Source organism: Enterococcus sp. AZ048, assembly GCF_051715125.1.
GTDB lineage: Bacteria > Bacillota > Bacilli > Lactobacillales > Enterococcaceae > Enterococcus_A > Enterococcus_A gilvus.
This window is the reverse complement of the sequence record NZ_JBIOTD010000001.1, coordinates 553,854-579,486: the sequence shown is the minus strand read 5'-3', so window position 1 is coordinate 579,486 and position 25,633 is coordinate 553,854. Positions and strand designations below refer to the sequence as shown.

Below are 25,633 nucleotides of genomic sequence, written 5' to 3'. Positions count from 1 at the left end.
ACAGTGCTCCTTGTTTATAAAGTAGTGGTGTCAGAGTCTCTCTGACGAATCGTTTCTTTGTTCTTATTTTGCTTTGACATAAGTCACTTGATCTGAGGTCGCCAGAGCGGTGTCGATCACCCGATAGGAGATCGTCGTGCCGCCGTAGACATTGCCCTCTGAGATCAAGATGCCCTCTGGTCGGACGGCCTCCACGAAGGCGACGTGTCCGTAGCGCGGATCGGAACCTGCCACACCTGGCTTGAAGGAGATCAGCCAGCCGACTTTTGGCTTCTGACTGACCTGGTAGCCCAATGCCTTGCCTTTGGCTGCCCATTGTCCGCCATTGCCCATGTAGTCATCGACCGATTTTCCTAATTGCTTCACTCGATTGAAGGCGTACCACGTGCATTGCCCAGTCGGATATGACCCCGAAGCATTATAATTCACCCCGTTGAAGGCTGGGTATTTCAGCTTGCTGCGGTATTCCGACGGGATGTCCTTTTTCTCTTTGATGAAAAGACCTGAATCCCCGTCGATCTTCGGTCCATCGTATTTCGTCAAATGGTACAAGGCGATGATGGAATTTAATTTTTTCCCATAGGTCGTGTCCGTCGCATAGGTGCCTGTCAGCGCCTGCGTCGTCCGCAGATAATTCTTGGCGGTGGAGCGCCACGCCTGCTGGTAATAATTGTCATTGCCGGAGATGCCGCCCCGTAACAATTGGACATAATCCCCGAGTGACGCCGCATAGTTCGGGTACTTGCGGAAGGCCGAGCGAATCGAATACAGCTCGCCATTCCCCCGATCCTCCTGTGTCGCCATCGAGACAGATTGTCCGCTGTAGGTCCCTTTGATCCCGAACAAATTATGATTCGGTGACAGAGACAGCGTGCTGGTGCCTGACCCGCTCTCGATCAAGGCTTGCGCGATCATCACTGAGGCAAAGACATCGTAGTCCTGTCCCAGCTTTTGCGCGTCTTCTCCGACTCTCTCGATGAAGGCCTTGGCACTCTCGTTCTCCGTGAAATTCATAGAGGCGGGATAGTCCGCTAAGACTTCTTTCCCGTGCGCCGTCAGAGTCGCTTTCGGCAATGCCTGAACAAGCACATCCTCCTCGACATCCAGTGATTCCACGATGACTTGGCGTTCTTTTTCTTTTGCATCCTTGTCCTCTGCGTCGTTGTCCTCCAGCTCGACATCGTCGACCGTCAGATAATAGTCGTCACCGAGGGCGATGCCCTTCAAGGTTTCTTTGTTCTTTTTCTTCTGATAGAGGAGACTTCCGACTGGAATTTCTTCGGGGAGCTTCTCTGTTTTTTTGGTGATCGATTGATCGAATAAGTCCTGATACAAGGCGTCGGCTAAGTCCTTCACCTCGTAGTGATCCTCTTGCTTCACGCCTACTTTTCGGATGCCCTCATAGATCATCGCCGCCTGGTTCTTGTCCTCGAAGCTGCTTAACAGCGGCAGCTCATAGCCCTTCAAGTCAGACTGTGCCACCTCCGCTGCCTTCAGATCCTCCGGCAGCTTTAAGGTACTCGTCGCATCAAAGGCTTCAGGGGCAGTCGGTGCCGCAAAGGGTGTCGACTGGACGCTGGCTCTACTCGGTGCGACAGGGGCATGTGCCGCTGGCGTTGAAGGCGCCTCATTGTTCGGCGGAGTAACAGGTGCTGTCGAAGAACCGCTGTCCGATTCACTCGGCACGGTGGGACTTGGCACGTCTGAACTCGGTGCAGCAGCACTCGGCTTCGTCGTGCTTGGTGTTGTTGAACTTGGTGGTGTCGAACTCGATGCAGCAGAACTTGTCGTACTGCTGGGTACCGTTGTGCTGCCTTGAGTCCCTCCGCTGCTAGAGATCGGCGGGACACTCGAAGTACTGCTGTCGCTAGAGACTGCTGAACTAGAGGCGGTCGTGGAACTTGGTGTCGTCGACGTGTCCTCACCTGCACTGCTGTCGGATGGTTGGGCGACCGTCGATGACTCTGAAGACGGCACCTCCGCTGCCTCTTGCGAAGAAACGACAGGCGGCTGGCCCGAAGACCCCGTCACTGGTGCTTCCGGCTGCTGGATAACAGGTGGTGCGTCGACCGCTGGTGCTGGCGCCACGCTCTCTGTCACAGGCGGCACACTGCTCTCCGGCACCGCGATGCCACCATCCACCGTCCCTGTTTCTACTATTAAAGAAGTGTCTTTTGCCAGCTCGTCTGCCTTCAGCGCACCGCTGCGCAGTCCTGCCAAGCCGCCCAGGAAGACGAGCACGCCGCATATACCCACAACAATCTTTTTCATGAATGACGTTTCCTTTCCTATTCTCTGTTTCGTATCAGCGAATCAAGCTAAAGAACAATATCGGCAATAAAAAGAACAAAAACATCGGCACCATCGTCTGGAGCGGTTCGGAGACGAACTTCGCCGCGATCAGCATCGTGAACTGCTGGAAGGGCGTGATCCGCCGTTTGGCAAGGATCTTCCCTGTCGGCTTCGGCTGCTTCGCGGTGACCCCCAGCTCCTTCAGGATCGTCTTACTCGCCCCATTGATCGGCTCGACCGCCGACAGCTTGCCTTGGACGACCCGCCGATAGATCGTTCCGATATCCCCTTCGCATCGAAGCAGCGTCAGGGTCTGCTTTCCATCCTTGGTCTTGGCATCCACATACTCAACCTCGGTCTCCTCGATGACTTTATTCAAGGAGACGTCATAGGTGTAGATGTCCTTGAAATCCGTGGTATAGACCTTGTCCCCGATCTTCAACTGCTTGATGCGGTGAAGCAGGACGTCGGTCTCGAAAATATTGTGGGCCAAGAGGACATAGTTTCCTTTTCCTAATTGTTGATCTGCCCGATAGGTCGCGGCTCCGGTCAGGAGGTTTTGGTTCGCGATCCCGGCAAGAATAGGCAGATCAATGTCGACCTTTGGGATAGTGATTTTCCCGATTCCCCAGTTATTCGTCGTATCGAAGCTGTTGCCCCGTGCCTCCGCGTAGCTCGCGACATTGACACTGGCGATCTGCTTCTCTTCATAGTTCGCGCGGTTGCTCTTATCCAGATTGAAGGTGCTGAGCTGTTCGCTCTGCCCCACATCCACCGCGCCCAGGGTGGTATCCTGCTGCATCTGGACATAGCCATAGGCCGCCAGTGCTAGTACCGCCAGCATCGCCATGAAGATCAAGACGAAGTAGATCCGCGTGATTCGGAACAGACGGCGCAGACGAATCCGTGCACGGTGAGCCACAAGAGGATCATCCGAACGGAAACGCTTCACCCAGAACCGATAGATCAGCATCAAGACGATAAAGAGCAACAGGTTTATAAGAATGGTCGCTAACACCACGTTCTGATAGCTCCATAGATTTCGTTTTTTAATTTTGGCTTTCTTCGCATCCTTGTAAGGAATACGATGCCCATTGACCAGCAGCCGATACGTGTTGATCCCCGGCGGTGTACACGTCAAGAGCGTCACCTTGTCCTTGCCCGGTGTGATCTTCACCTTCTCCGCCTCGCTGGGTAAGATTTCCTCAAAGGATTCGATCTTATACGCCAGACGCTTGCCTAGAATATTGATGTAAAACAGGTCGCCCTCCTCCAGATTCTTCACATCTGAGAACAGCACCTGATTCTTCACCCCGCTGTGTCCAGTGATGATGGCGCGGGTATCCTTTCCACCGATCGGGATCGAGGATTCCTCCAGATGTCCCAGCCCCTTGTCCAAAGTCTTGAAGGATGTCCCATGATAAAAGGGCATCTTCTTGATATCAATGGCGGGAATGTCGATGGTCCCCATCACCTTCGAGTCGTTCTTTACCACCGATTGGTAGACGATCGGCTCGACCGGTTTTCCTTTTCCTTGTTGCTTCTCGAAAATGTATTGGTTGTATCTCTTCGCTAAGTCGTATTGCTTGTCTTTTTCCTTGGCTGACATCTTCTCCATCGTGTCATCATAGGCGGTACTCGCCTGACTACGCTCCCGATTCGCCAAGTAATTCCCGACGATCGGATACATCAGGACGATGACCCCTGCGACGATCATAAAAATGGCAAAGCTCATGACGAACTTAGTGCGTTTACTAGTCGGTTGTTTACTCACGATCAGCCATCCTTTTTTAGTCAAAAATTTAGAAAAGAAAGAGTAACTCACAATGCCCGAGTTACTCTCTTTTCATCAGAAATCAAACTTCTTCGTTTTCATGACCCGAAAGCCAATCAACGTCATGATGAGAATGAAGCTTAAAACGAGCAGCAGGGAATGGTACGAACCGATATTCCCGCTGGTTTGCGGCAGACGTTCCTTGGCTGCTTCTGATGCCGCGTTCGTCTTTCCGCCCTTCGTATCCGGCAGCTTCCCTTTCGGATCATTCGAATTCTTCGGGTCGTCCTTCGGCGGCGGGTTCGTCGGGTCCTCCGGTGTGAGGACACCAGACTTCGGATAAAGATAGACTTCATTCAGCGCCTCGCCCGTACGTTGCGGCAACGGCAATTCCAGGATCACGGGTTCCATCGTTTCCTTTAATAATTCATGATCCTTTTCTACCACGCGGTACGTTCCTTGCACCAAGTTCGTCGCACGAGCCAAGCCCGTCTTATCCGTCGTCACCGTCGTCGTAAATGCCGACTCCCCGATGATCGGTTCGAAATCTGTGGTCCCTTGCACAGGCGAGACCCGGGTGATCTCATAGGAGATGCCCTCGAGGGGGTCGAGAGCCTTCCCATTGCCATCCTTGATCTCTCCTGCCTTGGTCCCATCCAGCGGCAATTGATCCTCTACCAGCTTCGGGTCCTCCAGTCGATACTTCATGATCGAGATGGAATACCCCTCCGCCTTTTCTGTCGCAGCCGCTTCCGTCTCAGCCGAAGCCTCCTCTGCCTGCGCCTGCTGCGTCATGCCCAGCCCGCCGAAGACGAGAAGGAAGATAGTGCCTAGTCGTATGAACTTATTCATTTATCTTCCTCCTTTCTTCTTCGGCATCCGGTAATACCAAAGCATGTAGCCAAACCCAAGGACCATCGCACCGCTCGCGGCAAGCAAGATAGCAAACAGCGGACCCTTCCCTCCTGTAAATGGTAGTTCCGTCGCAGGATTGTCATCCTGGAAGACCTTGATCGTTTGGTTCCCTTCTGTGATCGTGACCTTGATCGGGTCCTTCAATAATTCAAATCCCGCAGGTGCCTTGGTCTCGATCAATGTATGCTCGCCAGGGAAGAGCTTGAGGAAGTTCAGATAGCCGAATTCATCCGTCGTTTTCGTCGCAAACGGCGACGACGCATCGCCTTCATAGACCTCAAACTCCGCACCCTTCAGTGGTTTCCCTGTCGCCTTTTCCGCCTCACTCAACTCTCCATCCCCATCACCATCCGTCGCCGTCCCTGTCTCAAACTTGAACAAACGAATCGTCGACGGTCGGATCAAACCAAGATTGACATGTGGTACATGGTGCTTCGCGTCTGCCGCATTTTCCGCAGCAACATCCGCTAATACAGGCTGTGTATAGTCGGGGGTCTTATAGGTCGTCTGATCCGCCTTAGAGTTCTTCGCCAGGTCCGTTCCCTGAAGCTTCTTGGTCACTCGAACTTCTCGCTGAACGACCTTCTCTCCAATCACGAACTCCGCGATGTAGTCCCCTTCCGGCAAGTTCTCAAACTTATACGTGCCATCCGAGCCTGTTTTCACCTTAGATTCACCCGCGGCAGTCACGAATTCCTCACCCGTCAGACTCTCCTTCACCAGTTCCTTCTTATAGGAAGGAACCTCTAGGCTCGTCCGATACAGCTTCACTGGAATGTCCTTCGCCTTGTCTTCATCGCCACCAGCAGTCTTCGTATTCATCACACCATCTAAGTTGTCGTCATACCAGGCAACCCCTGTCAGGTCACGACCATAGACACGAACGGTGCTAGGAACACCTTGAACATGTTGACTCAAATGTGAGTTTAAAGCAGGAGTATTTACATATCGGTCGCCTGCTTGTTGCCCTGTAGGTCGTAACGTCAAAGAAAGTGACATATCTTTTCCCGGATCTAGAGCATCATAGACTGCCATAATAGCTTTGGCATTTTTCAACACCGACATATCTGAACCAAGCGTTTTCCAACCACTACCACTTAAGGAAACCTGATTAGGATTAAAAGTTGGATCGTAATCACCACTCTCCGTATAATAAATGGTTCCTTGGACACCTCCTGGCAATTGCTTCACCTGCATCACCGAATAACTTCCATGAAATTTTGTACCTCGTCCGTCATTGTTATAAGGTAAAACATCTAAAATACGAACCCTCTGCATAGGAATAGCTGAGTGATTCTTAAATGAGATCGTGTACGTAAAGTCTGTCGGATGAGTAATCGATGGCTTCGATGGATCGATCTTATTTCCGCTCTCGATGTATGGTTTGTCAACCACTTTATCTATTACGATGACACCAGAGTTAGTGACAGTAAAATCTGTTTCACTCGTTCTGAATTTTTGTTCATTAGAAGTGTCCCGCACACTTTCATCACTTTCTAAACATACTTCCGAGACAACTTTCCCTTTTAGATTCGCAACGTTATTATCAAAATTCAGTTCAGAAGAAATAATTGAAGTATCAAAAGTTATTTTAGGATTATAATTACTTCCTTTAGCCAAATAATCCAAATCCCACTTCAATGTCCATGTCCCATCCCCATTTTTTACTTTCGATGACGGATCAGGTAAAGAATTTCCTTTATGATCTTTAGCAGTTCCATCTGTATATTGCGTTTCTTTAGGAATAGTCACTTCGAACTGAACTTTATGGTTATTCTCAGAACCACTTTCTACTTTCCCATCCACCGTCCATTTGACTGTTTCATCCGGTGCGTAGGTTTTTTTGTTCGTTGTTATTGTTGGTCTAATTGTCATTCTCGCAATGTAAAGCGTGTCTCCCCAGTTTATCGCGGGATTATGGGTACTTTGTATAACTCCGGCTTCATTATATGTTGAAGCCTTATAGCTCATCGGTGCTACTGGATATTTTCTTTTTACTGTACCTTTTTCATCTACCCCAAATGCATTGGTTAATAATATATTGTCATTACCACTACTGTCTTTTACACCCACATTTCCAATAGTATTAAGCGGAACATAGGTCCTTGTTGCTATACTTCCATCTACTGTAGTAATTTTTGATATACTCTTAACTGATACTATTTCGCCATGTTTTAAGGCTTCTTGCGGTGTCTCATACCACGTATAGTTAGATTCGAAATAAGATTGATCTAACTTTGATACATCAGGAGTTTTACTACTACTTACACCATAATAAGCTTTTAAAAATGTTCCCGTTCTATAATCAACCATCCACCTTAATGACCTAGTAGTGTCATATTTAAAGGAATTTGAATTCCACCGAGTATAAGAAACTATTTTATCTACGGAGGCGTCCATTAAGTTAGCAGAAGATGCACCAATGATTTTATTTCCCTTTGTCGTACTTCCATCCCCAGCGCTCTGATAATAATTTTCATTTGTAGGTCTTGAATTCAATCCTTTTGAATTACTGTCTGTAAATGCAGACATTGTTTTCATATTTCCAGGGAATTCTCTACTAAAACTAATAACATCTTTTACATCAATCGCCTGTTCCTTTCCTTCATATTTAACTTTTGATATGGTCAAAATATAATCAATAGTCGCATTTGAAGCTGATTGTTTTTCTTCCAGATACTCATAGGGGAATGCCGTCTGCATCGCTATAACTGAAAATGGCTTCTCGTTGCTTCCTAATTGGCTATTGTTCATTAACCATTTATCTTTCCACATCTGTATAGGAGAATAATCAGTGTTCTTTATATTTATTGAATGGTCTGTTGTAATATTTTTTGCGACTGGGTTACCAGTGTTATAAATTCCGTTCAAATGTTTGTGAAGGTCTGACCAAGATGGTGTATATCCTCGAGGTGCTTTTATCGACATTCGTATAAGTTCTTTGTAAACACTACTATACGAACTATATTCACTAGTAAATTTTTTATTAGGCATATCAGAATCAGTTAATCCATCATACGCAATGACTTGTATTGGGTTATTGTCTACTCCAATAACTAAATCTTTAGTTTGGCCCGTTACTCCATTTTTATAGACCATTTTTTGATTAATAGAATATTCGATACCACCTACTGGATAAGTTGATCCTTTAATTGAAGTTGGGTCAGACCGCCCTGGCAAAGGTTTTAATAATGCATAGGGCGCAGTATTCAAAATCATTACGTGCGGTTTATCGCTAGTATTGGTTGCTTTTGAAAAAGTGGTCATACGGTCGGTAGCCCCGCCTGCTCCGTTGTCCTGCCTACCTATTCTTATATCTACTAGTGGCTTTGCACTAATGAAAACATTATCATTTAAATCAGAAACAACACTCCCATCAATGACTTGATTGATAATCTCTGTCCCGCCAGTGTTTAAAGACGCACTTTCAATAGTTAAGGTAAATTTGGGTTTTAATTCATCATTATTTACCCCACCAAAGGTTTCTATTGTCTCTGTAAAATAAGCTTGTCCAGTGGCTGAATTTGTCATTGTCGCCCAGCTACTTCGAGTAGACTTTTTTGTTCCTCCTCCCGTATCTGTTAATGTACCGTTAACAAATTCAGCTGTTTCTCGTACTTGTCCAGAGGAATCTTTGCGCCAAGCATCTGGCAACTCCATATCTAAACGAACACGTGCTCCAGTGTATTTAGCATCCATATTAGAAATCCCAGCAGTTATCCGATAACTCACTTGGTCAAAGGTTCGAACGATATCATCATCTACACTCTTATCGTAGCCTGGGCCAGTAGGGCTCCCTGGTGCATCATCAACATCTACTCCAGTCGTTTTCCCTAAAATTACGTTTACTTTAAACGGATCAGTCACACTGATTCCTTGCGGATTAATTCCCTTTTTTTCAGGTGCTGCTTGTTCTGCTGAAGGTGCTTCACTTGGGGTTTCTTCATTTGCTGGGGGCGCTTCTGCTTCCTCAGTCTTCTCTTCAGCGGCTTGTTCCGGTTCTATCGGAATTTCTGGAATCGGATTCACTGCTTCTAAATTTTCCGTCGCCTTAAATACAACAATCTCTTGTTTTTTTGTCGTATCCTTTAACAACTGGATGTTCACTGTTTTTTCTTTCTTCGTTAAGCGCTTAATGCGGACACGCTGAACTTGATCCTTCTCTAATTCAAAATAGAAACTCCCCTTACCTTCAGGCTTATGTACTTGATAATAAGGAAGACGTTCCTCTGTTTCCTTCATTATTTCATTTGCTTCTTCTTCTTTTGTTTTCTCGTCCTCACTTGACTGTTCTGCCTTCAAGCGGTCGTCAAAAAACTTTAATGCCTTGTCCTTTTTAAAATCGGAAGAATCGATCTGAGGATAGGCTACTTCTTGTCCTTCTTCATCCAAAGGAACGACAGAAACGGTGTCATCATACGGCAATTCTAAAAGAGCCGTTTCTTTTGCTTTCAGAGCCAGCTCCACTTCTTCTTCCTCTGTCGTCAAGGAATCATTCGGAACGGCTTTCTTGTCTACGGTGACACTGACCAAAGAGTCAGGCGCTGATGCTTTTAATGCTTTCCCATGATAATAGAAGAAAAAGACGCCTATTATCACCACTACTGGAAGAAGGAGGGGGACCATGCGTTTATATTGAATCGGTTTTCTCATCGTCTTCCTTTCCTTTCCATCATCTCCTTAAGAGACAATCTATCAATGAATGAACCGTGTTCGTCATTCATTAAATTTTTCAGATATTGCGCGCGTTACCTGCTTTGCTTCTAATACTTTTCAGTAGATTGGAACACAACGATTCCTTGTCTCTTCGTCGTGTCCTTTATCAACTGGATAATCACTGTTCTTTCTTCATTCGTTAAGCGCTTAATGCGGACACGCTGAACTTGATCTTTCTCTAACTCAAAATAGAAACTTCCCTTACCTTCAGGCTTATGTACTTGATAATAAGGAAGACGTTTCTCTGTTTCCTTCATCATTTCTTTTGTTTTCTCGTCCTCACTTGACTGTTCTGTCTTCAAACGGTCGTCAAAAAACTTTAATCCATTGTCTTTTTTTAAATCCAAAAAATTTATCTGAGGATAGGCTACTTCTTGACCTTCTTCATCCAAAGGAACGACAGAAACGGTGTCATCATACGGCAATTCTAAGAGAGCCGTTTCTTTTGCTTTCAGAGCCAGCTCCACTTCTTCTTCCTCTGTCGTCAAGGAATCATTCGGAACGGCTTTCTTGTCTACGGTGACACTGACCAAAGAGTCAGGCGCTGATGCTTTTAATGCTTTCCCATGATAATAGAAGAAAAAGACGCCTATTATCACCACTACTGGAAGAAGGAGGGGGACCATGCGTTTATATTGAATCGGTTTTCTCATCGTCTTCCTTTCCTTTCCATCATCTCCTCAAGAGACAATCTATCAATGAATGAACCGTGTTCGCCATTCATTAAAGTGATACGAAGAACTGCCGCAAGGGCAGTCTCTTCGTAAACGGTATTCAATAGATCATTGCTTCGCATCGTTTATGCTTGACGACGTTTCTTTTCTAATACGATCGTAGCCGTACCGATAGTGATTGCGCCTAATGCGATGACGATCATTAAAGTCATACCTGCGCCCCCTGTGAATGGAAGGTCAGTTTTCTTTTCATTGACTACAGTAAGTTCAGGACCTGCATTGCTGTGTGAATACAAATCAACCGTTACTTTTTGTGGTGTTCCTAATAATTCGAATCCAGCAGGAGATTTTGTTTCCACTACCCAGTAATCTTTGTGAATATAATCTCCACCACCAACTGGTTCAGTCTTAGGCCAAGTAGCTTCCGTTGGATCTTTCGGATCTTGTTTTCCATCACTTGGTTTTGTTCCCGCAGGATTATCAGTAAACCAATCAAGTTTCAACCCGTCGAATTTTGCATTTCCTGATACATCTGAAGTAGAAGTAAGTAAGTGAACAGCTACTGGTGTTGTCGGTAATGGAGGGGTCGTAGTGCCATCATCATTTAACTGGTAAACTTCTCCGTCAGAAGCCAAGAATTTTTTCGCTTCTGCATCTGCTTTAGTTAATGCGATATGGAATTCAGCACCAGATAAGTCTGTGCCTGCTTTATCAGTCTTTTTAATGTTAAATCCACCATCATAGTACTCAGGATCGTCATCAGGTGTATCTGTTTTTGGTTTCTGACCAGGAATCAAATAGCCAGTATCGTATTTATTTGTGATAACTCCATTAAAATCAACTTCTGTATGCGTCTTATAAATTACTCGGATATGTGAATAGCGAGCAGGTGTAAGTGTTTCAATTTTCTTCATACCTGCTTGTGTTAATTCAACGCGGATATCTGTCTTATCAGCTACTCCGTCAGTAATTGGACCAGTAGCTTCTTTTGTAGTACTTTTGTTCTTAAATACTTCATATTCATTGTTAAGCGTCATTTTTTCCCAAAGTTCTGTCGTCGGGTTATAGAATTCAACCTCTACATCATCTAAGTGCAATTCTTTCGCCAGTTCATCGTGTACGTAGTAGTAATTCGCATATACTTCATCTCCTGCCGAAACATGCAAGTCTGGAAGAAATTTATCATGATCGTCTGGATCAACTACGTTTGTAATGATCATATCTTTATCAGCCTTGAAGTATAAGCCATCTGGAAGTTTCGTTGTTGCTTCCCATTGGAAAGGTTGACCTGCCTTGATTGAGTGTCCTTTACCACCCTCAACTGTCTTATCTAATTCACTATCTGTAACAATATTTTTCGGATGAACGTGTAGATCATAAATCAGTTCACCACTTGAAATATATTTATCTGGATCAGAAGGATCTTTCACACGTTTTGTTTGTGGCAAATGTGCAAAGAATGGATTCATAGGAGTAGAAATTTCCTTCTTGATCTTGTTGCCATCAGCCGGGTCAAGGTACGTGCCAGGTCCTTCTTCAGTAACGGTGTAATCATATTTTCCAGTATTTGGATTCGGGATTTCTCTTACTAAATAAATGCCGTCAGCGTCTTTATGCCCAGTAGTACCAGAAATATTTAACAAAGAACTAACGTCAAAAGTTAATTTACCGCCAGCATCTGTTTTCGCCTTATTTTTTCCAACCTGTGAAGCATGTGGGAAAGTAGGATCAATCGTGTAGTCTTCGGCAGCGCCTTCTTTTTGCTTAACAGGGTCTGTCAAATCTTTTCCTGCATTTGCTTTAACACGTACAATTTCAAACCAAACATCTGGCATTAGCGTTTTTCCAGCTAATTCTGGTGCAGTTCCAGCTAATTCGAAACCGTCCCCACGTTCACCTAGCTCAGCCGCACTTTTAATTTCATATTTCCATAACGTAATCGTACGTGCTGTCTTATCATCTGATGTTGGATTCTTACTGATTGTTTGTGCAGCATAAACCGGACTCGCTGAACCTAAGGTAGATACTGCTACCCCACCAAACATTGTTAACAACCCTAAACTAACAGCCGCTTTACTTATCCATTTTCTCTTATTCTTCATAATAATCTCCTTTTCTCCTTTTTGTTTTTTACTCCTTAATTAGCTAAAATAAATAAATGAAAAGAGGTTGCCGCTTTTTTTCATTTATCTACTTTTCCAATACTTTGAATGGAGGATTCCAGTTCTAGATGGTGTATTGGAAACTAATAAAAAAACTAGTATGCCTGTCCCTCGATAAACATACCTCCTTTCAAAGTATTAAAATGTTGACTTGTTTCATTCACCCTCCCAATTTAAAGCACATTTTAAGCACATTTTTACTTAGTCTTCTAGAAACTAAGATTATTTATGTTAAGCCTTTATTATAGGCATCTAACAGAGGGTTTGACGGTAACTGACGGGGTAACGTTCTTTTTAAATAACAAAAATATAGTAAAATGATTTTTTTAATAAACAATAAAATTAATGGGTTGGACAAACAATTCGCTTACAAATAATAGTAAGCGCTTACTTGAAAAATGAAAAAAAGCCTCTCCGAGAGGCGTTCAAGAATTTTTTGAAAACGCTTCTAGGATAAGACTTTTTCCATTCGATGAACGACTTGGATACGTTGCTCCATCATCGTATCTGCATAGGTATCTAGCGTCATTTGTGAAGAGCTGTGTCCCATCAAGGCGCTGATACTAACGATATCGCCGTTACTTTCTATACAACGGGTCGCAAAGGTGTGGCGTAATTGGTGAAAATGGACCTTCATCAACCCTGCTTTTTCTCGCATACGATGAAAATGATAGGTCAATAATCTTGGTTCGGAAGGATGGTCCTTCGTGGAACACACGAAAGCACCTTTTGCTCGAACCTTGTGCTTAAGTAATGCGGTCCTCAATGTCTGACTGATCGGAATGGTCCGTATGGAAGATTCCGTCTTCGAGCCTGTATAGATCAAGGTCGTCCGTTCGCTCTTTTTCTGATCCGATAGCACCCGTTGATAAGTAGAATGAATATGGATCTGATTGGCTTCAAAGTCGATGTCCTGCCATCTAAGAGCGGCTATCTCTCCGATTCGCAAGCTGGCGTGTAGTGCGAGTAGGACAGGAAGTCCCCGACCTTTCTTTTCTGCTAGGGCGATCGTTTCTAAGTTTTTTTGTTCGGATCGGGTCAAGGATTGCTGCTTTTTCTTTGGCATCTTCGGAACGCGTATATATAGGAAAGGATTTTTTTTCATCCTTTTTTTCTGGATCGCATAATGGATCGTCTGCTTAACGATCCGAAAGATGCCGTGAATCGTTGAAGAACTCAGCTCTCGATGCTTTAAGCGCTGGAATAGTCTCTGGGCATCGACTTCTGATAATTCATTCAAGCTATAGTCTCCGATCTCTGGCAAGACATAATGATTCAGTTTGTACCGATAGTTCGCATACGTGGATTGTTTGATCTCTGGCTTCACTTCTGCCAACCAATAGACAGACCATTCCTGAAAGGACATGATCGATTCTCCTTGTGTTGAGCGAAGGGATTGATATTTGGCTTTTAATGGATAGAGCTTGGCTCGGACTTCTTGGAACGTCTTTCCGTAAACGGAACCGTATTTTGCTTTGCCATCCGTCTTTTTTCCTTTGATGTAACGTCCTTCCCAACGTCCATCCTTTCGATAATAGATATTTTCGCCTCTGCGCATTGTTGTGATTCCTCCTATATAATTGACGGTAATTTTGACGGCAAATGAGGATTTGCAAACAAAAACCCCTTTTTTTATAACTTTCATTTTTTTAAAATTAATAAACTGTAATATGACTTAGAAAAAAATTTATTTTAAGTTATTTTACAAAAGAACATTGCAATAAACTCTTATATAATTTATAATTTAGATAATAAAGATAACTAAAAAAACAAGTAATAAGCATTCCACATTAAAGTTCCTAGTTTCTAGAAGACTAAGAAATATTTAAATAATAATCATCACTTTTTAAGAACATTTATCAACTAGATTAAAAAAAGCATTTTCTTAATCATTTTAAGAAGGTGCTTTTTTATTATATTCATTTAAGGGATTTTATTTAATTCCCCACATTATTATATCTAAATAAACAAAAATTTCATTCGTTTTCTAAAAATACCGTTATTTATTTTATCCTTCGTTGAAAAAACTTAAATAATTACATTCGTTTTGTCTTATATTTATTATGTAAAAAGAATTTAACGAGGACTGAAGATAAGAAGAAATGATAGGAGGGCGCAGAATCAGTCGAGTAAATCTTTCTACACATCCAAGCGGACAAGGCTGGGGTAAGCATAGAGCCTTGAAACATATATTTTATGAGGAGGTAACATTATGAAAAATGTAATTGAAAGTAAAGGGAAAGATTGGGTTATTTCTAACCCTTTGGCATTTGTTAAAAAGGGTTGTATTGGTGATAAGAGGGATTATTTTGATGCTGAAGGCAAGTCTGCGCTGTGGTCACTGGCTTTTTCGATGGCGAAGCCCTTTGCCCCATTGGAGATCCAGGAGATCGACCTGATTATGCAGCTTCCTGTAGGAAAGGGCTCGCTGATTCTTTCGGGGAACACCTATTATCGCAGTGAAGTCAGTCCATTAGAGACGTTGCAGATGTATGCAGAGGCATATTCTTTTTCTAACTACCATCAGATGAGTACCTGTTTGCAGTCGTTTGGCTGTTTTGGCAAATATATGTCTCCGTGGATTTGTCCCTTCTTCACACTTTGTCCGCTGGAAGGCATCGAGCGGGCCATCTGGATCAATCCGTTGAAAATCCAGTACACGGAGACCGTCTATGGCGAACTTATCGCCACCTTGACTTCTGGCGAGCGGGTTCTTTTTCCGATTCAGCGCCGTAGTCTGATGGGACGACTGGAACGGGCGTGTCTGGCATTGGCGACGCTTCGTCGCGAGTGCTTCTATTTCACGGAGCGCAGTAAATCCCCTACCCACTATCTTCCTTTTCCGAACAACTCGTTTTCCCGTACGCTGAGTAAGCGCGCGCTGTTGCAGACGTTTCCGATCTCTCACGGCGAGCTGCTGAAGCATTTCAATCGGATCAGTCTGTGTGATGCCTATGAAGCATTTGATCCAGAGGCATTTGATCCAGAGGCATTCGATCCAGCGTCTTATACGCATGAATAGTTGAAGCAATGAGCTGGATCAGTCACTCGATCTAGCTCATTTTCTGTCTTTCGCCCTATTCTGACGCGCTTTTCGGTCCGTTTTACAAAGAAGGACGCTTTTTTTGCGAAACTCTTTATTAAACAAAAAAAGCCTTCGTCTTGTCAACTGGCAAATTTACCAAACACCCCCCAAATTTACCAGTTTAAACGCTGGAACCCGCATTCCACCGTTTCAAACCTGCAAATTTTGGGGGGGGAAAGGCAAATTTGCCGTTTGCCTTATTTTTTCGAATCCGCTATCTTTTAGTCACCGGCCGGAACCAAAAAAAAGAAAACGGAGGAACAAACATGATTCAACCATTAGGAAAAAAAGTACAAGTACAGATCGACCAAGGATTAGAAAAGATGAAACGAGTGAACTTTCAAAACGTGATCGACGACCCAACCGAAGAAGCCATCTTAGAATTAGGCGAGATCATGACTGCCTTTGCCCCAGAGAACAGTGAATTCGACTGCGTGATCTTGACTAGCCAAAGTCGATACGTGAAATAGAAGGAGGAGAAAATATGACCAAATTAGTCGCGATTTTTAAAACCAGTGAAGGCAAGAGCCATTCGTGGAGCTACGCCGATCCCGATACGACGAAGCAGCCAAGCGAAGTCAAAGGACTGTTGGAGCGCTTCGCTGGATTGAAGCTATTTAAGAAGGACAACGTCGTTTTATTCGATACGGTAGAAAGTGCCGAGTACGTTGAAACCATCGAAACACCGATTTTTTAACTAATAACCATTGAGGAGCCGCGGAATTTTTTCCGCCCTCCTCTCAACAATAAAGGAGGACGAGATCCATGAGAGAACAAAAAATCACTTTGAACCAGAGCCAATTATTCCATTTACAAGCACCAACGTTAGAAATGCGTATCACCCGTTTTTACCAATTGACACAAAACAGCAGCACCGCGATCCAATACATTTTAGCCACAAAGGTCCGCCAACAATTAGGCGCACAGGAATTCAAAGGGTTCCTCAAGGACCTCGTCCGTCATTTGTTTTTACACACGAAAGCCACCCGTACCATGAAGCGCTTCTTTCATTACTTTGCGGACTATTTCATGGCACCTGAATTTCGAGCGCTGCGATTGAAGCTGTTTCCCGTCCGCAACTTTATGGAGAAAGCTTCGTCCCTTGTCCGTTCCCTTTTGTCTCCTGTCCGTCCCAATGAAGAAACAGAAAAAATAGAAACCACCGAAACGTGAAACTAACTATTAATTAACCTACCTACGCAAAACTAGAAAAGAAAGGACAACCACCCATGACCAACGAACGAACAGACTTAGTCACGACCTTTGCCGATGGCAACGGCAAACCCTTCAACTGGCGCTACACAGACGTAGATACGAACTTATCTCCGCAAGAAATGAAAGCCGCCTGCGAACTATTAACGGCATTAGATATTTTTGAAATCGACGGTGTGAAGCAATTCGATACCGTCCTTACAGGAAAACTTGTCACGAAAAAACGCGTGAAGATCTTCGAAGGCGAAAACCTAAACGAAGACCTCAACCAAAAACCAGCATTGGAGGAAAAAACAGGCTGCTTCTCCTTGCCCCTTGTGGAACGCGCCATTGAAACAGCCTTAGTTCCGTTAAAGACAAACCCAAACAATTTCCCGAAGGTCTCGCTGGCAGCCACTACAGCAGTCGACCAACCGTCATTAATAAAAAAACCAGTACCAACCGAAAACCAAAGCACAAGCTGTAGTGAAGAAGCTGTCAGCCTTCATTCCGAATCCGTTTCCTCGTCCAACCAAGCGCAGGCGCCGAGGAGGAAGCCGCGGGAAAAACTATGGAAACGACTGATCCATCGGAAACAGGAAAAAATGCCGGATCAAGGTCAGTGATCCCTCGTTCGTTCTTTGAAAACTAAATAATTTGCGTAGGAAAACAACCAACTGTCGTCACCCCTTCTCACTAGCGGAAGGAGGTGAGGCCTTTGAAGGAGCTGATCCGCTACATCTTAGCACCGCTCTTCGTGGGATTGGTCATTGCCCTTGTCAATCACTGGTTGCAAGAGCACGATCCGTGACGACTGGAAGGATAAAAACGTGGGCAGAAAAATTTCTGCCCACGTTGCTTTCTTAATCCATCGCTGCTGGTAAAGTATTCATCAGCTCATAGAAATGGTTCGCGTCTCCTGTATCAAAATACTGATACCAGGCTTCTAATGTATCTGGCTGGAAGACGTCCAGACTTTCGATAATATCCTTTGTCCAGGACAGGCTATTCGTTGATCCTGCGGTAATCAGATTGTTGACTGAAACGGAGGATCGATCTACATAGAACTCTTGACCTTTATATTCTGGACTGACCATTTCAAGAAAGCCCGGGCCATTGCTTGTATGAGGAGTTGAATCCAGCATGCCTTTGTTCGCAAGTGCTGCTGTCGCACCGCAAATCGCGCCTACGGTTCCGCCTAGTGAAAGAAATTCTTTTGCTTTGTCGAGAATGCCGTCGTGGCGAGGGTCATCCCATGTATCTGCCCCAGGCAGGAGCAGCAGGTTTTCTTTTGCGGCAACGATGTCGCTGACGATCGCATCGGGAACGATCGTGATTCCTCCCATTGTATGGATGGGTGCTTTAGAGTGACTGACTGTTTTTATCGCTACCTTTTCTGCGTCTTTTTTGAAAAAGCGTTTGGACTGTACTTCCGAAGTGAGGTGCCCGATCTCCCAGTCTGCTAACGTATCAAGTACATAAAGATAAATTGTCTTCATTATTTTTCCTCCATTTGATTGTCATAAGTTGCTTGTTCTATTAGTATTATACGTACCTATTGTTGACACCTATGCGTCAACAATCAAAAAAGAAGTTCAGTGGAGGGATCGAAATGAAAATCAGCAGGTTAGTCAGTATCATCATGATTCTTCTCGAGAAGGAACGCGTGAGTGCTCAAGAGCTCGCGGCGATGTTCGAGGTGTCGAAGCGGACGATTTATCGTGATATAGACGCGATCAATCTGGCTGGGATTCCCGTTGTTTCAACACCCGGTGTAAATGGTGGGATCGAGATCATGAAAAACTACAAACTGGATAAACATGTTTTTTCATCCAACGAGATCACGACCATTTTGACCGGACTCTCCAGCTTAACGACGCTTGTCGAAAACGAGGAATTAGTAAATGCCGTCATAAAAATGAGAAGCCTGATCCCAAACGATAAAGTGCAGGAGATAGACTTTAAAGCAGATCAAATACGGATCGATTTGAGTCAATGGATCGGCTATAGGAACTTGCAACCCTACCTGGAATCTCTGAAATTGGCTATACTAGAAAGAAGGCAGCTTTCGTTTGACTATACAAACCGCAACGGAACAGTCACCGAGCGCCACGTCGAACCCTATCAAATCCTCTTAAAAGGAACCCACTGGTATTTTCACGGGTATTGCTGCGTCCGCGAAGATTTTCGGCTGTTCAAATTATCTAGGATGTCCAATTTGAAGCTGAAAGAATCTACGTTTCAACCACGGGAACATCAACCAGCAGTGTTGGACTTTTCGGATCATTTGAAAGAAATACAAACGACGATCACCTTGCGTGTCCATCAATCACTGATGGAACGAATCCTTGATTTTTGCGAATATGACGACTGCTCGTCCGATGGAGAAGAGCATTTCATCGTCCAGTTTCCCTTTATCGAAAACGATTATTACTACACGATGCTTTTAAGCTTCGGGGAAACGTGTGAATGCCTCGAGCCTCCCCATGTTCGGCAGGAATTAAAACAGAAAATAGCGCGCGTTGCGAAGTTGTATGAGGGGTGAAAAGAAAACGGGATTTTTGAGGAAGAAAGAAAAGAAGCTGAAAGAAACATTTATAAAAAGATGCCCTCATACTGCATATACTGAACTGTTTGAAAAATAAAGGGCAATGCTTAGCTTCATTGATTTCAGATCATGACTCAACAATGAACAAAGAGAATCGACACCATAATCGCATTTGATCCCATCTGAGACTGAAAACACGTGTATAAGAAGGAAGTGGTGGTCGATAAGTTCCCATCCGCTTTACAAATTTATAAGATAGAACTAAAAAAGTCAGCTACTTACGCGAACGCTAGCGGCTGGCTTTTTACTTTTATTTCACTTATCATTCATTTACTAGAGTATCTTGTAAAGCTGTTTTCCCTGCAATTCTTCCAAATGTAAAAATGTCTGTCAAAGAGTTCCCACCGAGACGATTTCCTGCATGAATCCCTCCTGCGACTTCACCTGCTGCGTATAATCCAGGGATGATTTGTCCTTGTTCATTTAATACATGTGTGCCCGTATCGATTTTCAGACCTCCCATGGTGTGGTGCACAGCTGGTTTTCTCGGTGTAGCATAGAATGGCGCTACTTCGACTTTGGAATCGAACACGTCTTTTCCAAATTCGGGATCGTGGCCAACCTCTACATAGTGATTGTATTTTTCGATCGTTTCTCTAAAAGCGACTGCATCTATCCCTAGCTGTTCTGCTAAACCTTCAAGCGTATCTGCCTTAAATAATGTTCCTTCAGCGACTTGCTTGTCAATTTTTTCTTGCGTTGTATTGTAGGCTGTTCCTTTGATCACTTCATCTGCGATCAAGTAGAACAGACCTCCGTTGTCGATCGCTGCCTGTGTCAAAGCATCTCGGCTCCCGTATTCATTAACGAAGCGTTTTCCTTCTTGATTCACCATGATAAAGTTTTGTGGCGGTACTTGCAGGCCACTGAATAATGCGCCGGTCTCAGGATCGGAGACTGGCATCATTTGAGAGAAGCCCATTCCAACGAGTTCTGCTCCAGCACTTTGTCCTAATAGAATGCCGTCGCCGGTGATCGCTGGTGAGTTCGATGTCTTAATGTCATCGTCGATCTGTGTCCAATAGGTATTATACTTCTTGAGCATTTTTGTATTTGCACCAAAACCTCCTGAAGCAAGGATGACGGCCTTGGCATGAATAGTCGTCTGTTGCCCGTTCAGTCCAGTTCCAATAATGCCTGTCACGTGACCCTTTTCAATAATAAGCTCTTTTACTGCCGTGTCAGTAAGGATCGTTCCTTGATTGGATTCAACGAACTTTTGTAATGCGGAAACGAATGCAAACCCTTCGCTTTTTAGTGGTTTATGTCCTCTTCGCCACAAGGCGCCAACAGGCATGGTCACCTCTTCTTTATCAAACTCAACACCAATGTCTTCTAGCCATTCTACGGATTCTAAGGCTTTATCTGTCAATATTTTTACCAAATCATATTGCCCATAAATACCGTTTCCAAGTTTATCTGTTCGTTTCCCACCTAAATAGGTTTGCATCCGATGAAGAAGTGTCGAGTCAAAGAGATAGCCCGTCTTCTTCGTCGTTTCTTCTAAATAGAGCGTGATTTGATGCTTCAATGCACGGAAATCCTCCAGATATTCAGGATCGATCGTTTCTTCCTTGATCGCTGCGATTTCCTTTAACGTGTGACTTTCGCCAGAAATAGCTTCAAAGGTACTTTGCCATTCAGGATCGGCCGCGTTCATTGGTCCGCCTGTCCGTACCGTATTTCCTCCCACAGATGGAAATTTCTCCACCACGATAACCTTTTTTCCTTCTTGCAAAATACTTGCTGCCGCGGCTAGCCCAGCACCCCCTGCGCCAACAACGACAACATCCGTTTCGTAGTCCCTGTCTTTTGTATCTGTCGCACTTGGTGCTTTTGCTCTTTTTCTCAAAATATCTGGATTGGCACCCGCTGCCTTCACTGCTTTGGCAACACCATCAATGACCCCGTTACTTGTTACAGACGCCCCTGAAAGAACATCTACATTCAACGTTTGACCTTCAATGATCTGTGAAGGAATCCTTGTAAATACGACATCCGCAATCCCTTCAGACTCACCTGAAGTATCGATATCAATCGCTTCAATTCGGTTATTCGATAGTGAAACTACCATCGGAAGATCCCCATTATGACCTACGGCAGCGACTGTATATGCCCCCGGCTCGAAGACAACTTCTTCGGGAACATTCAGTAGATTGGCAACTTTTGTAAATCTCATAAACCGTAAAAAACAGCTTTCTAAGAAATCAATGGTTCGCTCTTGTTTGAGGTTTCCTTCTTTATCAAACGCTTGATGAGCACATCCCAATAAGAATTCGTACCCAGGCATCACTGATGCATTCACCCCAGGCGCATCTAAGATCTGACGTAAATGCAATTGAGCTCTTGATGACCCTTGCACATCATAAGAGGCACCGACGATCATCACTGGTTTTCCATCAAATGGATGCAGGTTGAACGATAACCACTCCAGAATGCTTTTTAACGAAGACGGAATCGAGTGATTGTGTTCAGGTGTGGCAATGATTACGCCATCCGCCTCTAAAATTTTTGTATTAAACAACTGGATAATTGGGCTTTCTGATTGATCCTTCGACTCATTAAACAGCGGAACCTTATCTAGTTCTAGAATGTCAATTTCAGCCTTGTCACTAAAATGTTTTTTCATGAATTTTAATAGTTTACGGTTGTATGATTCTTTTGCATTTGTCCCTACGATTCCCACGAATTTCATTTTTTATCCACCCCTTCCACTGCTTGTTCCCAAATGACTTTTTGGTCTTTCTTCGTTTTATACGGATTTGACGCCATTAACTGATTGGTAATATCTACGAATAACAAAAAATCATCCATTGACTCTTCTAGCTCCTTCACTTTTTCTGGATAGATGAGCTGACCATCTTCATCGAAGGCTTGCAAAGATTGACCTAATAAAAATTCTGTTCCAGACATCACCCGTGCTTTTAGTTCAGGAGCATTCAGAATTTGTCTCAAATGTGCTTGCGCTCTCGAGGAACCTAATGATCCATGGGATGCACCCACAATCATCACAGGTTTGTCCATCAGCGAACGTGTGGTATAGGACAACCATTCGAGCATACTTTTAAGCGCTGCTGGAATCGAATGATCGTATTCAGGCGTACTGATAATTACCCCATCTGCTTGGTCGATTTTCTCTGAAAGAAGATTGATGATTGAAGGGGATGTTTTGTCCTCCGGCTCATCAAATGCTGGAAAATCTTTAATCTCGCAAACCTCGATCTCTACTTGGTCCGAAAAATGTTCTTTCATATATTGTATTAGCTTCCGATTCGTTGATCGGTCTGAGTTTGTCCCGACAATACCAATTAGTTTCATAAAAAAAGCTCCCTTATTGTGAAATTACGAACATTTATTTATAAAAAAATAGATCCAGCCGTCATAATCCATTTAAAAAAGTAAAAAATAAACAAATTAACTTTAACAAACGAGAAAATTATGGCTTTATTACTACATAGCTTAGTGTAAATCAGAAAATAGTAATTGTGAAATATATATTTTATTATCAGGTTATAAGTAATTTGTTATACTGAGGAAAAGAATTTTGGGAGGACGTAGGATGGTTCAGATAGATTCCCTAAACATGCTGCAATACATCGACATGTTATTGAAGCATGGAAATTATACGAAAGCCGCAAAAGATTTGTATATCTCTCAGCCCTATCTCACTCAGACAATCAAAAAGGTCGAACAAGAGCTTGAAATTGAAATCATCAATAGACACATTACGCCTCTACAGCTAACCGAGGCTGGAAAAGTGTATTATCAATACTTAAATTCTTTAGAAACTGAGCAGGATCTTTTTCGGAAAAAAATCGCGAAGTATTCCTCACCAGACTCTTCGATACTTCGAGTAGGCATTCTATCCAGTCTAGGTACCTATGTATTGCCGTTATTTCTGTCAAACTACATGGAAAAGCATCCCGAAGTAAAAATAGAATTGCATGAAGCAATCCCCGAAGAAAATGAAGAAAAATTATTGAAGGAAGAGCTCGATGTATTGATTGGGCAAAATCCTGAAACAATCTCTCCAAATTTAACCGTTCATGTCAGCGGTAAACATGGGTACTATGCTATCATTCCTGAATCATCTGACCTTTTTCAAAAAGGCCGATTGTTTGTCTCCCCAGAGACCATTCCCATTAAAGCGCTGCTGAAAGAAACACTGGTTTTGACTTCCCGAGGGTCGGCCATACGAAGACAAATCGATTACCTGATACAAAAACACGCAATTCATTCAAAAATAGCATTGGAAAGCAACAACATCTTTACTGTTGTAGAATTAGCAAAACAGAATATGGGTGTCACTTTTGCTCCCGAAAGTGTGACTGTTCCTTCTACAAACCAATCCGCGTTCAATATTTATCCTCTTTCTTTAGACATCTTGTCCTTGGACTACTTTATTGCACATCCAGCCAATAAAACGTTGATACCAGCGGAGAAAGACTTCATTGAGGCTTTTCTTAAAGAAATGGAGCGTCATGTTCACAAAACTTAACCACTCAAACCGCTCTTTTTGGAACGTATGAACGGTCTTCGAAGTGAAAAAAAGAAACCGATCCTACTAAGGTCGGTTTCTTTCTTTTCCGCTTGTCACAGTGCTAAACGTCCTGCCATCCCTTAGACCTAGAGAGTAGCTCGTCTATGATAGTTGGGTAGGGGAGTTTTTTATTCTCTATTGCAATCGAAGAAGAATAAAACTTTTTAGGTACTGAAATCTGTATTCTTATAGTACATAAAACTCACGGAAAAATACTGGATAGATATAAGCGATTTTTACGCTAAAAGACAACAGAAATAACCCATCCCGCAATCCGCATACTGCTGGCGAATTGTAGGATGGGCTTGCATTTTTTATGCTTGGACAGTTCTTAGCATTGATCTATATGCGTGTCCTTTAGTTTTTTAATAGCTTCTAAATCCAAAAGACTGTATTCCACTATTTTTTCGACTGGTATCTGGTCTTTCAACATTTTCAACGTATTCTCCCGAGCTACTCGCTCCCATTTCAAGCGCACTTCTTGCTGAACTTCTCTGTAACCTTTCCAGTAACCTTTTTCTTCTGCCTCTATCAGCCTCGTTGATAGTTTGGCTTTGAAGCTTTCCTCTGCTTTATTAATTTCCATGATCATCGCCTTTTCTTCCTCATCGAGGATGCTCGAACAGTTCTTACCATTAATCCATATGTGTCTCCTTTATTTTTTTAATAGCTTCCAAACTCAAGGAACTGTACTCGGATATTTTTTCGATCGGCATCTGGTCTTTCAACATTCTCACTACGTTCTCACGAGCCTCTTGTTCCCATTTCAAGCGCTCTTTTTTCTGACCTTTTTTCTCGCCCTTTTCTTCTGCTTCGATCAGCCTCGTTGATAGCTTGGCATTGAAGCTTTCTTCTGCTTTATTAACTCTCATGATCATCGTTTTTTCCTCCTCATCGAGTTGGTAATAATCAATTTTTTCTTTTGCTTCTTTGATATAGCTGGGGGCTTCTTGTCGGACCTCTCCTGTTTTTAAGAAATATTGCCAATGGTATGCTGGGTGATTTTTCTCAAGATGTTTATTTTTTAAACTTAGAAAGCTTAGGATCAAGGGTTCTTTGCCCTTGAATCCGAGAAACGGCTGATACGTTTTTTCGTTTAGCAATCGAAAAATTTGCAACGCCTCTTGTTCTTTATCAAATACGTGAAAATCCACAATATTGATGCCGTATGCTGGTCGTAGGGCGGAAAAATTATTGTCTTTAATAAACGCCTCGATTTCCTGATTGCCAAAGGAGGAGCGATACGCTTCCGTCAAATAAAAAATGGCGCGTTCCTGAAAGTAATGGTGCGGTTGTATTTGGCATTCGATCGTATAGTGACTGCCTTCTTCGTCAACGGCTAGGATATCTACTTCGGTCAATTTGATAGTCATTTTTTCAAAGGATTCTTTGTAGCTGTCGATGTGGTACGTTTTTTTGGGGGTCAGGGTCTTGAATTCTATCCCAAGCAAATCTTTGACAAAGTTTCTTAGGATGTAGGTGGAGTCTTCGGATGTCAGTAGCTTCTTAAACAACAGATCGTGGGTAGGTCTTAGTTGGAATGGCAACATAACTTTCACAGCCTTTCAAATTGTGTAGTGTCTATAATGAAAGGCTTTTATCGCCTTCATTATAGCATGGAGGAACGAATGTCATCTATCTTAAAATACGCAGAAGATTTCATTTTTACTTTTATA

20 protein-coding genes are annotated in these 25,633 nt (G+C 43.5%); 8 read left to right on the top strand and 12 right to left on the bottom strand.

Annotated features, from left to right (window positions below):
* Positions 1 to 63: 63 nt before the first annotated feature.
* From IGI66_RS02905 to IGI66_RS02875, 7 genes are all read right to left on the bottom strand, one after another.
* The gene (locus tag IGI66_RS02905) at positions 64 to 2,271 is read right to left on the bottom strand and encodes a glucosaminidase domain-containing protein (protein WP_438847494.1); all 2,208 of its coding nucleotides are present in this window, start codon (positions 2,269 to 2,271) and stop codon (positions 64 to 66) included.
* Positions 2,272 to 2,305: 34 nt separating this feature from the next.
* Positions 2,306 to 4,066, bottom strand: a complete 1,761-nt coding sequence (locus tag IGI66_RS02900) for a class C sortase (RefSeq protein WP_438847492.1) — start codon at positions 4,064 to 4,066, stop codon at positions 2,306 to 2,308.
* 75 nt (positions 4,067 to 4,141) lie between these two features.
* Positions 4,142 to 4,918 (bottom strand): pilin N-terminal domain-containing protein, encoded by a 777-nt coding sequence (locus IGI66_RS02895; RefSeq protein ID WP_438847490.1) that lies wholly within the window; start codon positions 4,916 to 4,918, stop codon positions 4,142 to 4,144.
* Complete coding sequence (locus tag IGI66_RS02890; protein WP_438847488.1) at positions 4,919 to 9,634, bottom strand: SpaA isopeptide-forming pilin-related protein; 4,716 nt, start codon at positions 9,632 to 9,634, stop codon at positions 4,919 to 4,921. It lies immediately after the preceding gene.
* A 110-nt stretch (positions 9,635 to 9,744) separates the two neighbouring features.
* The gene (locus IGI66_RS02885; RefSeq protein WP_438847486.1) at positions 9,745 to 10,350 is read right to left on the bottom strand and encodes a hypothetical protein; all 606 of its coding nucleotides are present in this window, start codon (positions 10,348 to 10,350) and stop codon (positions 9,745 to 9,747) included.
* A 146-nt stretch (positions 10,351 to 10,496) separates the two neighbouring features.
* Positions 10,497 to 12,473 (bottom strand): SpaH/EbpB family LPXTG-anchored major pilin, encoded by a 1,977-nt coding sequence (locus tag IGI66_RS02880; RefSeq protein ID WP_438847484.1) that lies wholly within the window; start codon positions 12,471 to 12,473, stop codon positions 10,497 to 10,499.
* A gap of 508 nt (positions 12,474 to 12,981) precedes the next feature.
* Entirely contained in the window at positions 12,982 to 14,091 is a 1,110-nt protein-coding gene (locus IGI66_RS02875; protein WP_438847482.1) for a tyrosine-type recombinase/integrase, read from the bottom strand.
* A gap of 654 nt (positions 14,092 to 14,745) precedes the next feature.
* Between IGI66_RS02875 and IGI66_RS02870 the strand changes: the two genes are divergently transcribed.
* The 6 genes from IGI66_RS02870 (at position 14,746) to IGI66_RS02845 (ending at position 17,620) form a co-directional block, all read left to right on the top strand.
* The gene (locus tag IGI66_RS02870; protein WP_438847480.1) at positions 14,746 to 15,555 is read left to right on the top strand and encodes a hypothetical protein; all 810 of its coding nucleotides are present in this window, start codon (positions 14,746 to 14,748) and stop codon (positions 15,553 to 15,555) included.
* A gap of 329 nt (positions 15,556 to 15,884) precedes the next feature.
* Entirely contained in the window at positions 15,885 to 16,088 is a 204-nt protein-coding gene (locus tag IGI66_RS02865; RefSeq protein ID WP_086306204.1) for a hypothetical protein, read from the top strand.
* Positions 16,089 to 16,102: 14 nt separating this feature from the next.
* Positions 16,103 to 16,315, top strand: a complete 213-nt coding sequence (locus IGI66_RS02860; protein WP_438847478.1) for a DUF2922 family protein — start codon at positions 16,103 to 16,105, stop codon at positions 16,313 to 16,315.
* A 68-nt stretch (positions 16,316 to 16,383) separates the two neighbouring features.
* Positions 16,384 to 16,791 carry a hypothetical protein gene (locus IGI66_RS02855; RefSeq protein WP_438847476.1) on the top strand — a complete coding sequence of 136 codons (408 nt, stop codon included), beginning with the start codon at positions 16,384 to 16,386 and terminating at the stop codon, positions 16,789 to 16,791.
* A 56-nt stretch (positions 16,792 to 16,847) separates the two neighbouring features.
* Positions 16,848 to 17,435: a DUF2922 family protein gene (locus IGI66_RS02850; protein ID WP_438847474.1), complete on the top strand. Its 588-nt coding sequence runs from the start codon at positions 16,848 to 16,850 to the stop codon at positions 17,433 to 17,435.
* Positions 17,436 to 17,527: 92 nt separating this feature from the next.
* A complete protein-coding gene (locus IGI66_RS02845) occupies positions 17,528 to 17,620 on the top strand; it encodes a type I toxin-antitoxin system Fst family toxin (protein ID WP_114525190.1) in 93 nt (30 codons plus the stop codon).
* Between the two features lie 52 nt (positions 17,621 to 17,672).
* Here the strand turns inward: IGI66_RS02845 and IGI66_RS02840 are convergent, their stop codons facing one another.
* Positions 17,673 to 18,308 carry a DJ-1/PfpI family protein gene (locus IGI66_RS02840; RefSeq protein ID WP_438847472.1) on the bottom strand — a complete coding sequence of 212 codons (636 nt, stop codon included), beginning with the start codon at positions 18,306 to 18,308 and terminating at the stop codon, positions 17,673 to 17,675.
* Between the two features lie 113 nt (positions 18,309 to 18,421).
* Here IGI66_RS02840 and IGI66_RS02835 point away from each other — a divergent pair, with 113 nt between their 5' ends.
* The gene (locus IGI66_RS02835) at positions 18,422 to 19,354 is read left to right on the top strand and encodes a helix-turn-helix transcriptional regulator (RefSeq protein ID WP_438847470.1); all 933 of its coding nucleotides are present in this window, start codon (positions 18,422 to 18,424) and stop codon (positions 19,352 to 19,354) included.
* A gap of 325 nt (positions 19,355 to 19,679) precedes the next feature.
* Here the strand turns inward: IGI66_RS02835 and IGI66_RS02830 are convergent, their stop codons facing one another.
* Together IGI66_RS02830 and IGI66_RS02825 are read right to left on the bottom strand one after the other, a co-directional pair.
* Positions 19,680 to 22,112 (bottom strand): flavocytochrome c, encoded by a 2,433-nt coding sequence (locus tag IGI66_RS02830; protein ID WP_438847468.1) that lies wholly within the window; start codon positions 22,110 to 22,112, stop codon positions 19,680 to 19,682.
* Positions 22,109 to 22,735, bottom strand: a complete 627-nt coding sequence (locus IGI66_RS02825) for an NADPH-dependent FMN reductase (RefSeq protein WP_438847466.1) — start codon at positions 22,733 to 22,735, stop codon at positions 22,109 to 22,111. Before IGI66_RS02825 ends, IGI66_RS02830 begins: the two co-directional genes overlap by 4 nt.
* A gap of 241 nt (positions 22,736 to 22,976) precedes the next feature.
* On the opposite strand from IGI66_RS02825, the gene IGI66_RS02820 reads away from it, so the two are divergent.
* On the top strand, positions 22,977 to 23,915 hold the full coding sequence (locus IGI66_RS02820; RefSeq protein ID WP_086306197.1) for a LysR family transcriptional regulator: 939 nt from the start codon (positions 22,977 to 22,979) through the stop codon (positions 23,913 to 23,915).
* Positions 23,916 to 24,288: 373 nt separating this feature from the next.
* On the opposite strand, the gene IGI66_RS02815 is transcribed toward IGI66_RS02820, so the two are convergent.
* Positions 24,289 to 24,549 (bottom strand): hypothetical protein, encoded by a 261-nt coding sequence (locus tag IGI66_RS02815; protein ID WP_438847464.1) that lies wholly within the window; start codon positions 24,547 to 24,549, stop codon positions 24,289 to 24,291.
* Between the two features lie 43 nt (positions 24,550 to 24,592).
* Positions 24,593 to 25,507, bottom strand: coding sequence for an Rpn family recombination-promoting nuclease/putative transposase (locus IGI66_RS02810; RefSeq protein WP_438847462.1), 915 nt, complete (start codon positions 25,505 to 25,507; stop codon positions 24,593 to 24,595).
* Positions 25,508 to 25,633: the final 126 nt, after the last annotated feature.

Excerpts from the sequence above, each read along its gene's own strand:
- IGI66_RS02840 (WP_438847472.1), bottom strand. The coding sequence starts at position 18,308 with ATGAAGACAATTTATCTTTATGTACTTGATACGTTAGCAGACTGGGAG.
- IGI66_RS02860 (WP_438847478.1), top strand. The coding sequence starts at position 16,103 with ATGACCAAATTAGTCGCGATTTTTAAAACCAGTGAAGGCAAGAGCCAT.
- IGI66_RS02820 (WP_086306197.1), top strand. The coding sequence starts at position 22,977 with ATGGTTCAGATAGATTCCCTAAACATGCTGCAATACATCGACATGTTA.
- IGI66_RS02855 (WP_438847476.1), top strand. The coding sequence starts at position 16,384 with ATGAGAGAACAAAAAATCACTTTGAACCAGAGCCAATTATTCCATTTA.
- IGI66_RS02825 (WP_438847466.1), bottom strand. The coding sequence starts at position 22,735 with ATGAAACTAATTGGTATTGTCGGGACAAACTCAGACCGATCAACGAAT.
- IGI66_RS02895 (WP_438847490.1), bottom strand. The coding sequence starts at position 4,918 with ATGAATAAGTTCATACGACTAGGCACTATCTTCCTTCTCGTCTTCGGC.
- IGI66_RS02815 (WP_438847464.1), bottom strand. The coding sequence starts at position 24,549 with ATGATCATGGAAATTAATAAAGCAGAGGAAAGCTTCAAAGCCAAACTA.
- IGI66_RS02850 (WP_438847474.1), top strand. The coding sequence starts at position 16,848 with ATGACCAACGAACGAACAGACTTAGTCACGACCTTTGCCGATGGCAAC.
- IGI66_RS02905 (WP_438847494.1), bottom strand. The coding sequence starts at position 2,271 with ATGAAAAAGATTGTTGTGGGTATATGCGGCGTGCTCGTCTTCCTGGGC.
- IGI66_RS02885 (WP_438847486.1), bottom strand. The coding sequence starts at position 10,350 with ATGAGAAAACCGATTCAATATAAACGCATGGTCCCCCTCCTTCTTCCA.
- IGI66_RS02830 (WP_438847468.1), bottom strand. The coding sequence starts at position 22,112 with ATGAAATTCGTGGGAATCGTAGGGACAAATGCAAAAGAATCATACAAC.
- IGI66_RS02870 (WP_438847480.1), top strand. The coding sequence starts at position 14,746 with ATGAAAAATGTAATTGAAAGTAAAGGGAAAGATTGGGTTATTTCTAAC.
- IGI66_RS02835 (WP_438847470.1), top strand. The coding sequence starts at position 18,422 with ATGAAAATCAGCAGGTTAGTCAGTATCATCATGATTCTTCTCGAGAAG.
- IGI66_RS02875 (WP_438847482.1), bottom strand. The coding sequence starts at position 14,091 with ATGCGCAGAGGCGAAAATATCTATTATCGAAAGGATGGACGTTGGGAA.
- IGI66_RS02810 (WP_438847462.1), bottom strand. The coding sequence starts at position 25,507 with ATGTTGCCATTCCAACTAAGACCTACCCACGATCTGTTGTTTAAGAAG.
- IGI66_RS02865 (WP_086306204.1), top strand. The coding sequence starts at position 15,885 with ATGATTCAACCATTAGGAAAAAAAGTACAAGTACAGATCGACCAAGGA.
- IGI66_RS02880 (WP_438847484.1), bottom strand. The coding sequence starts at position 12,473 with ATGAAGAATAAGAGAAAATGGATAAGTAAAGCGGCTGTTAGTTTAGGG.
- IGI66_RS02890 (WP_438847488.1), bottom strand. The coding sequence starts at position 9,634 with ATGAGAAAACCGATTCAATATAAACGCATGGTCCCCCTCCTTCTTCCA.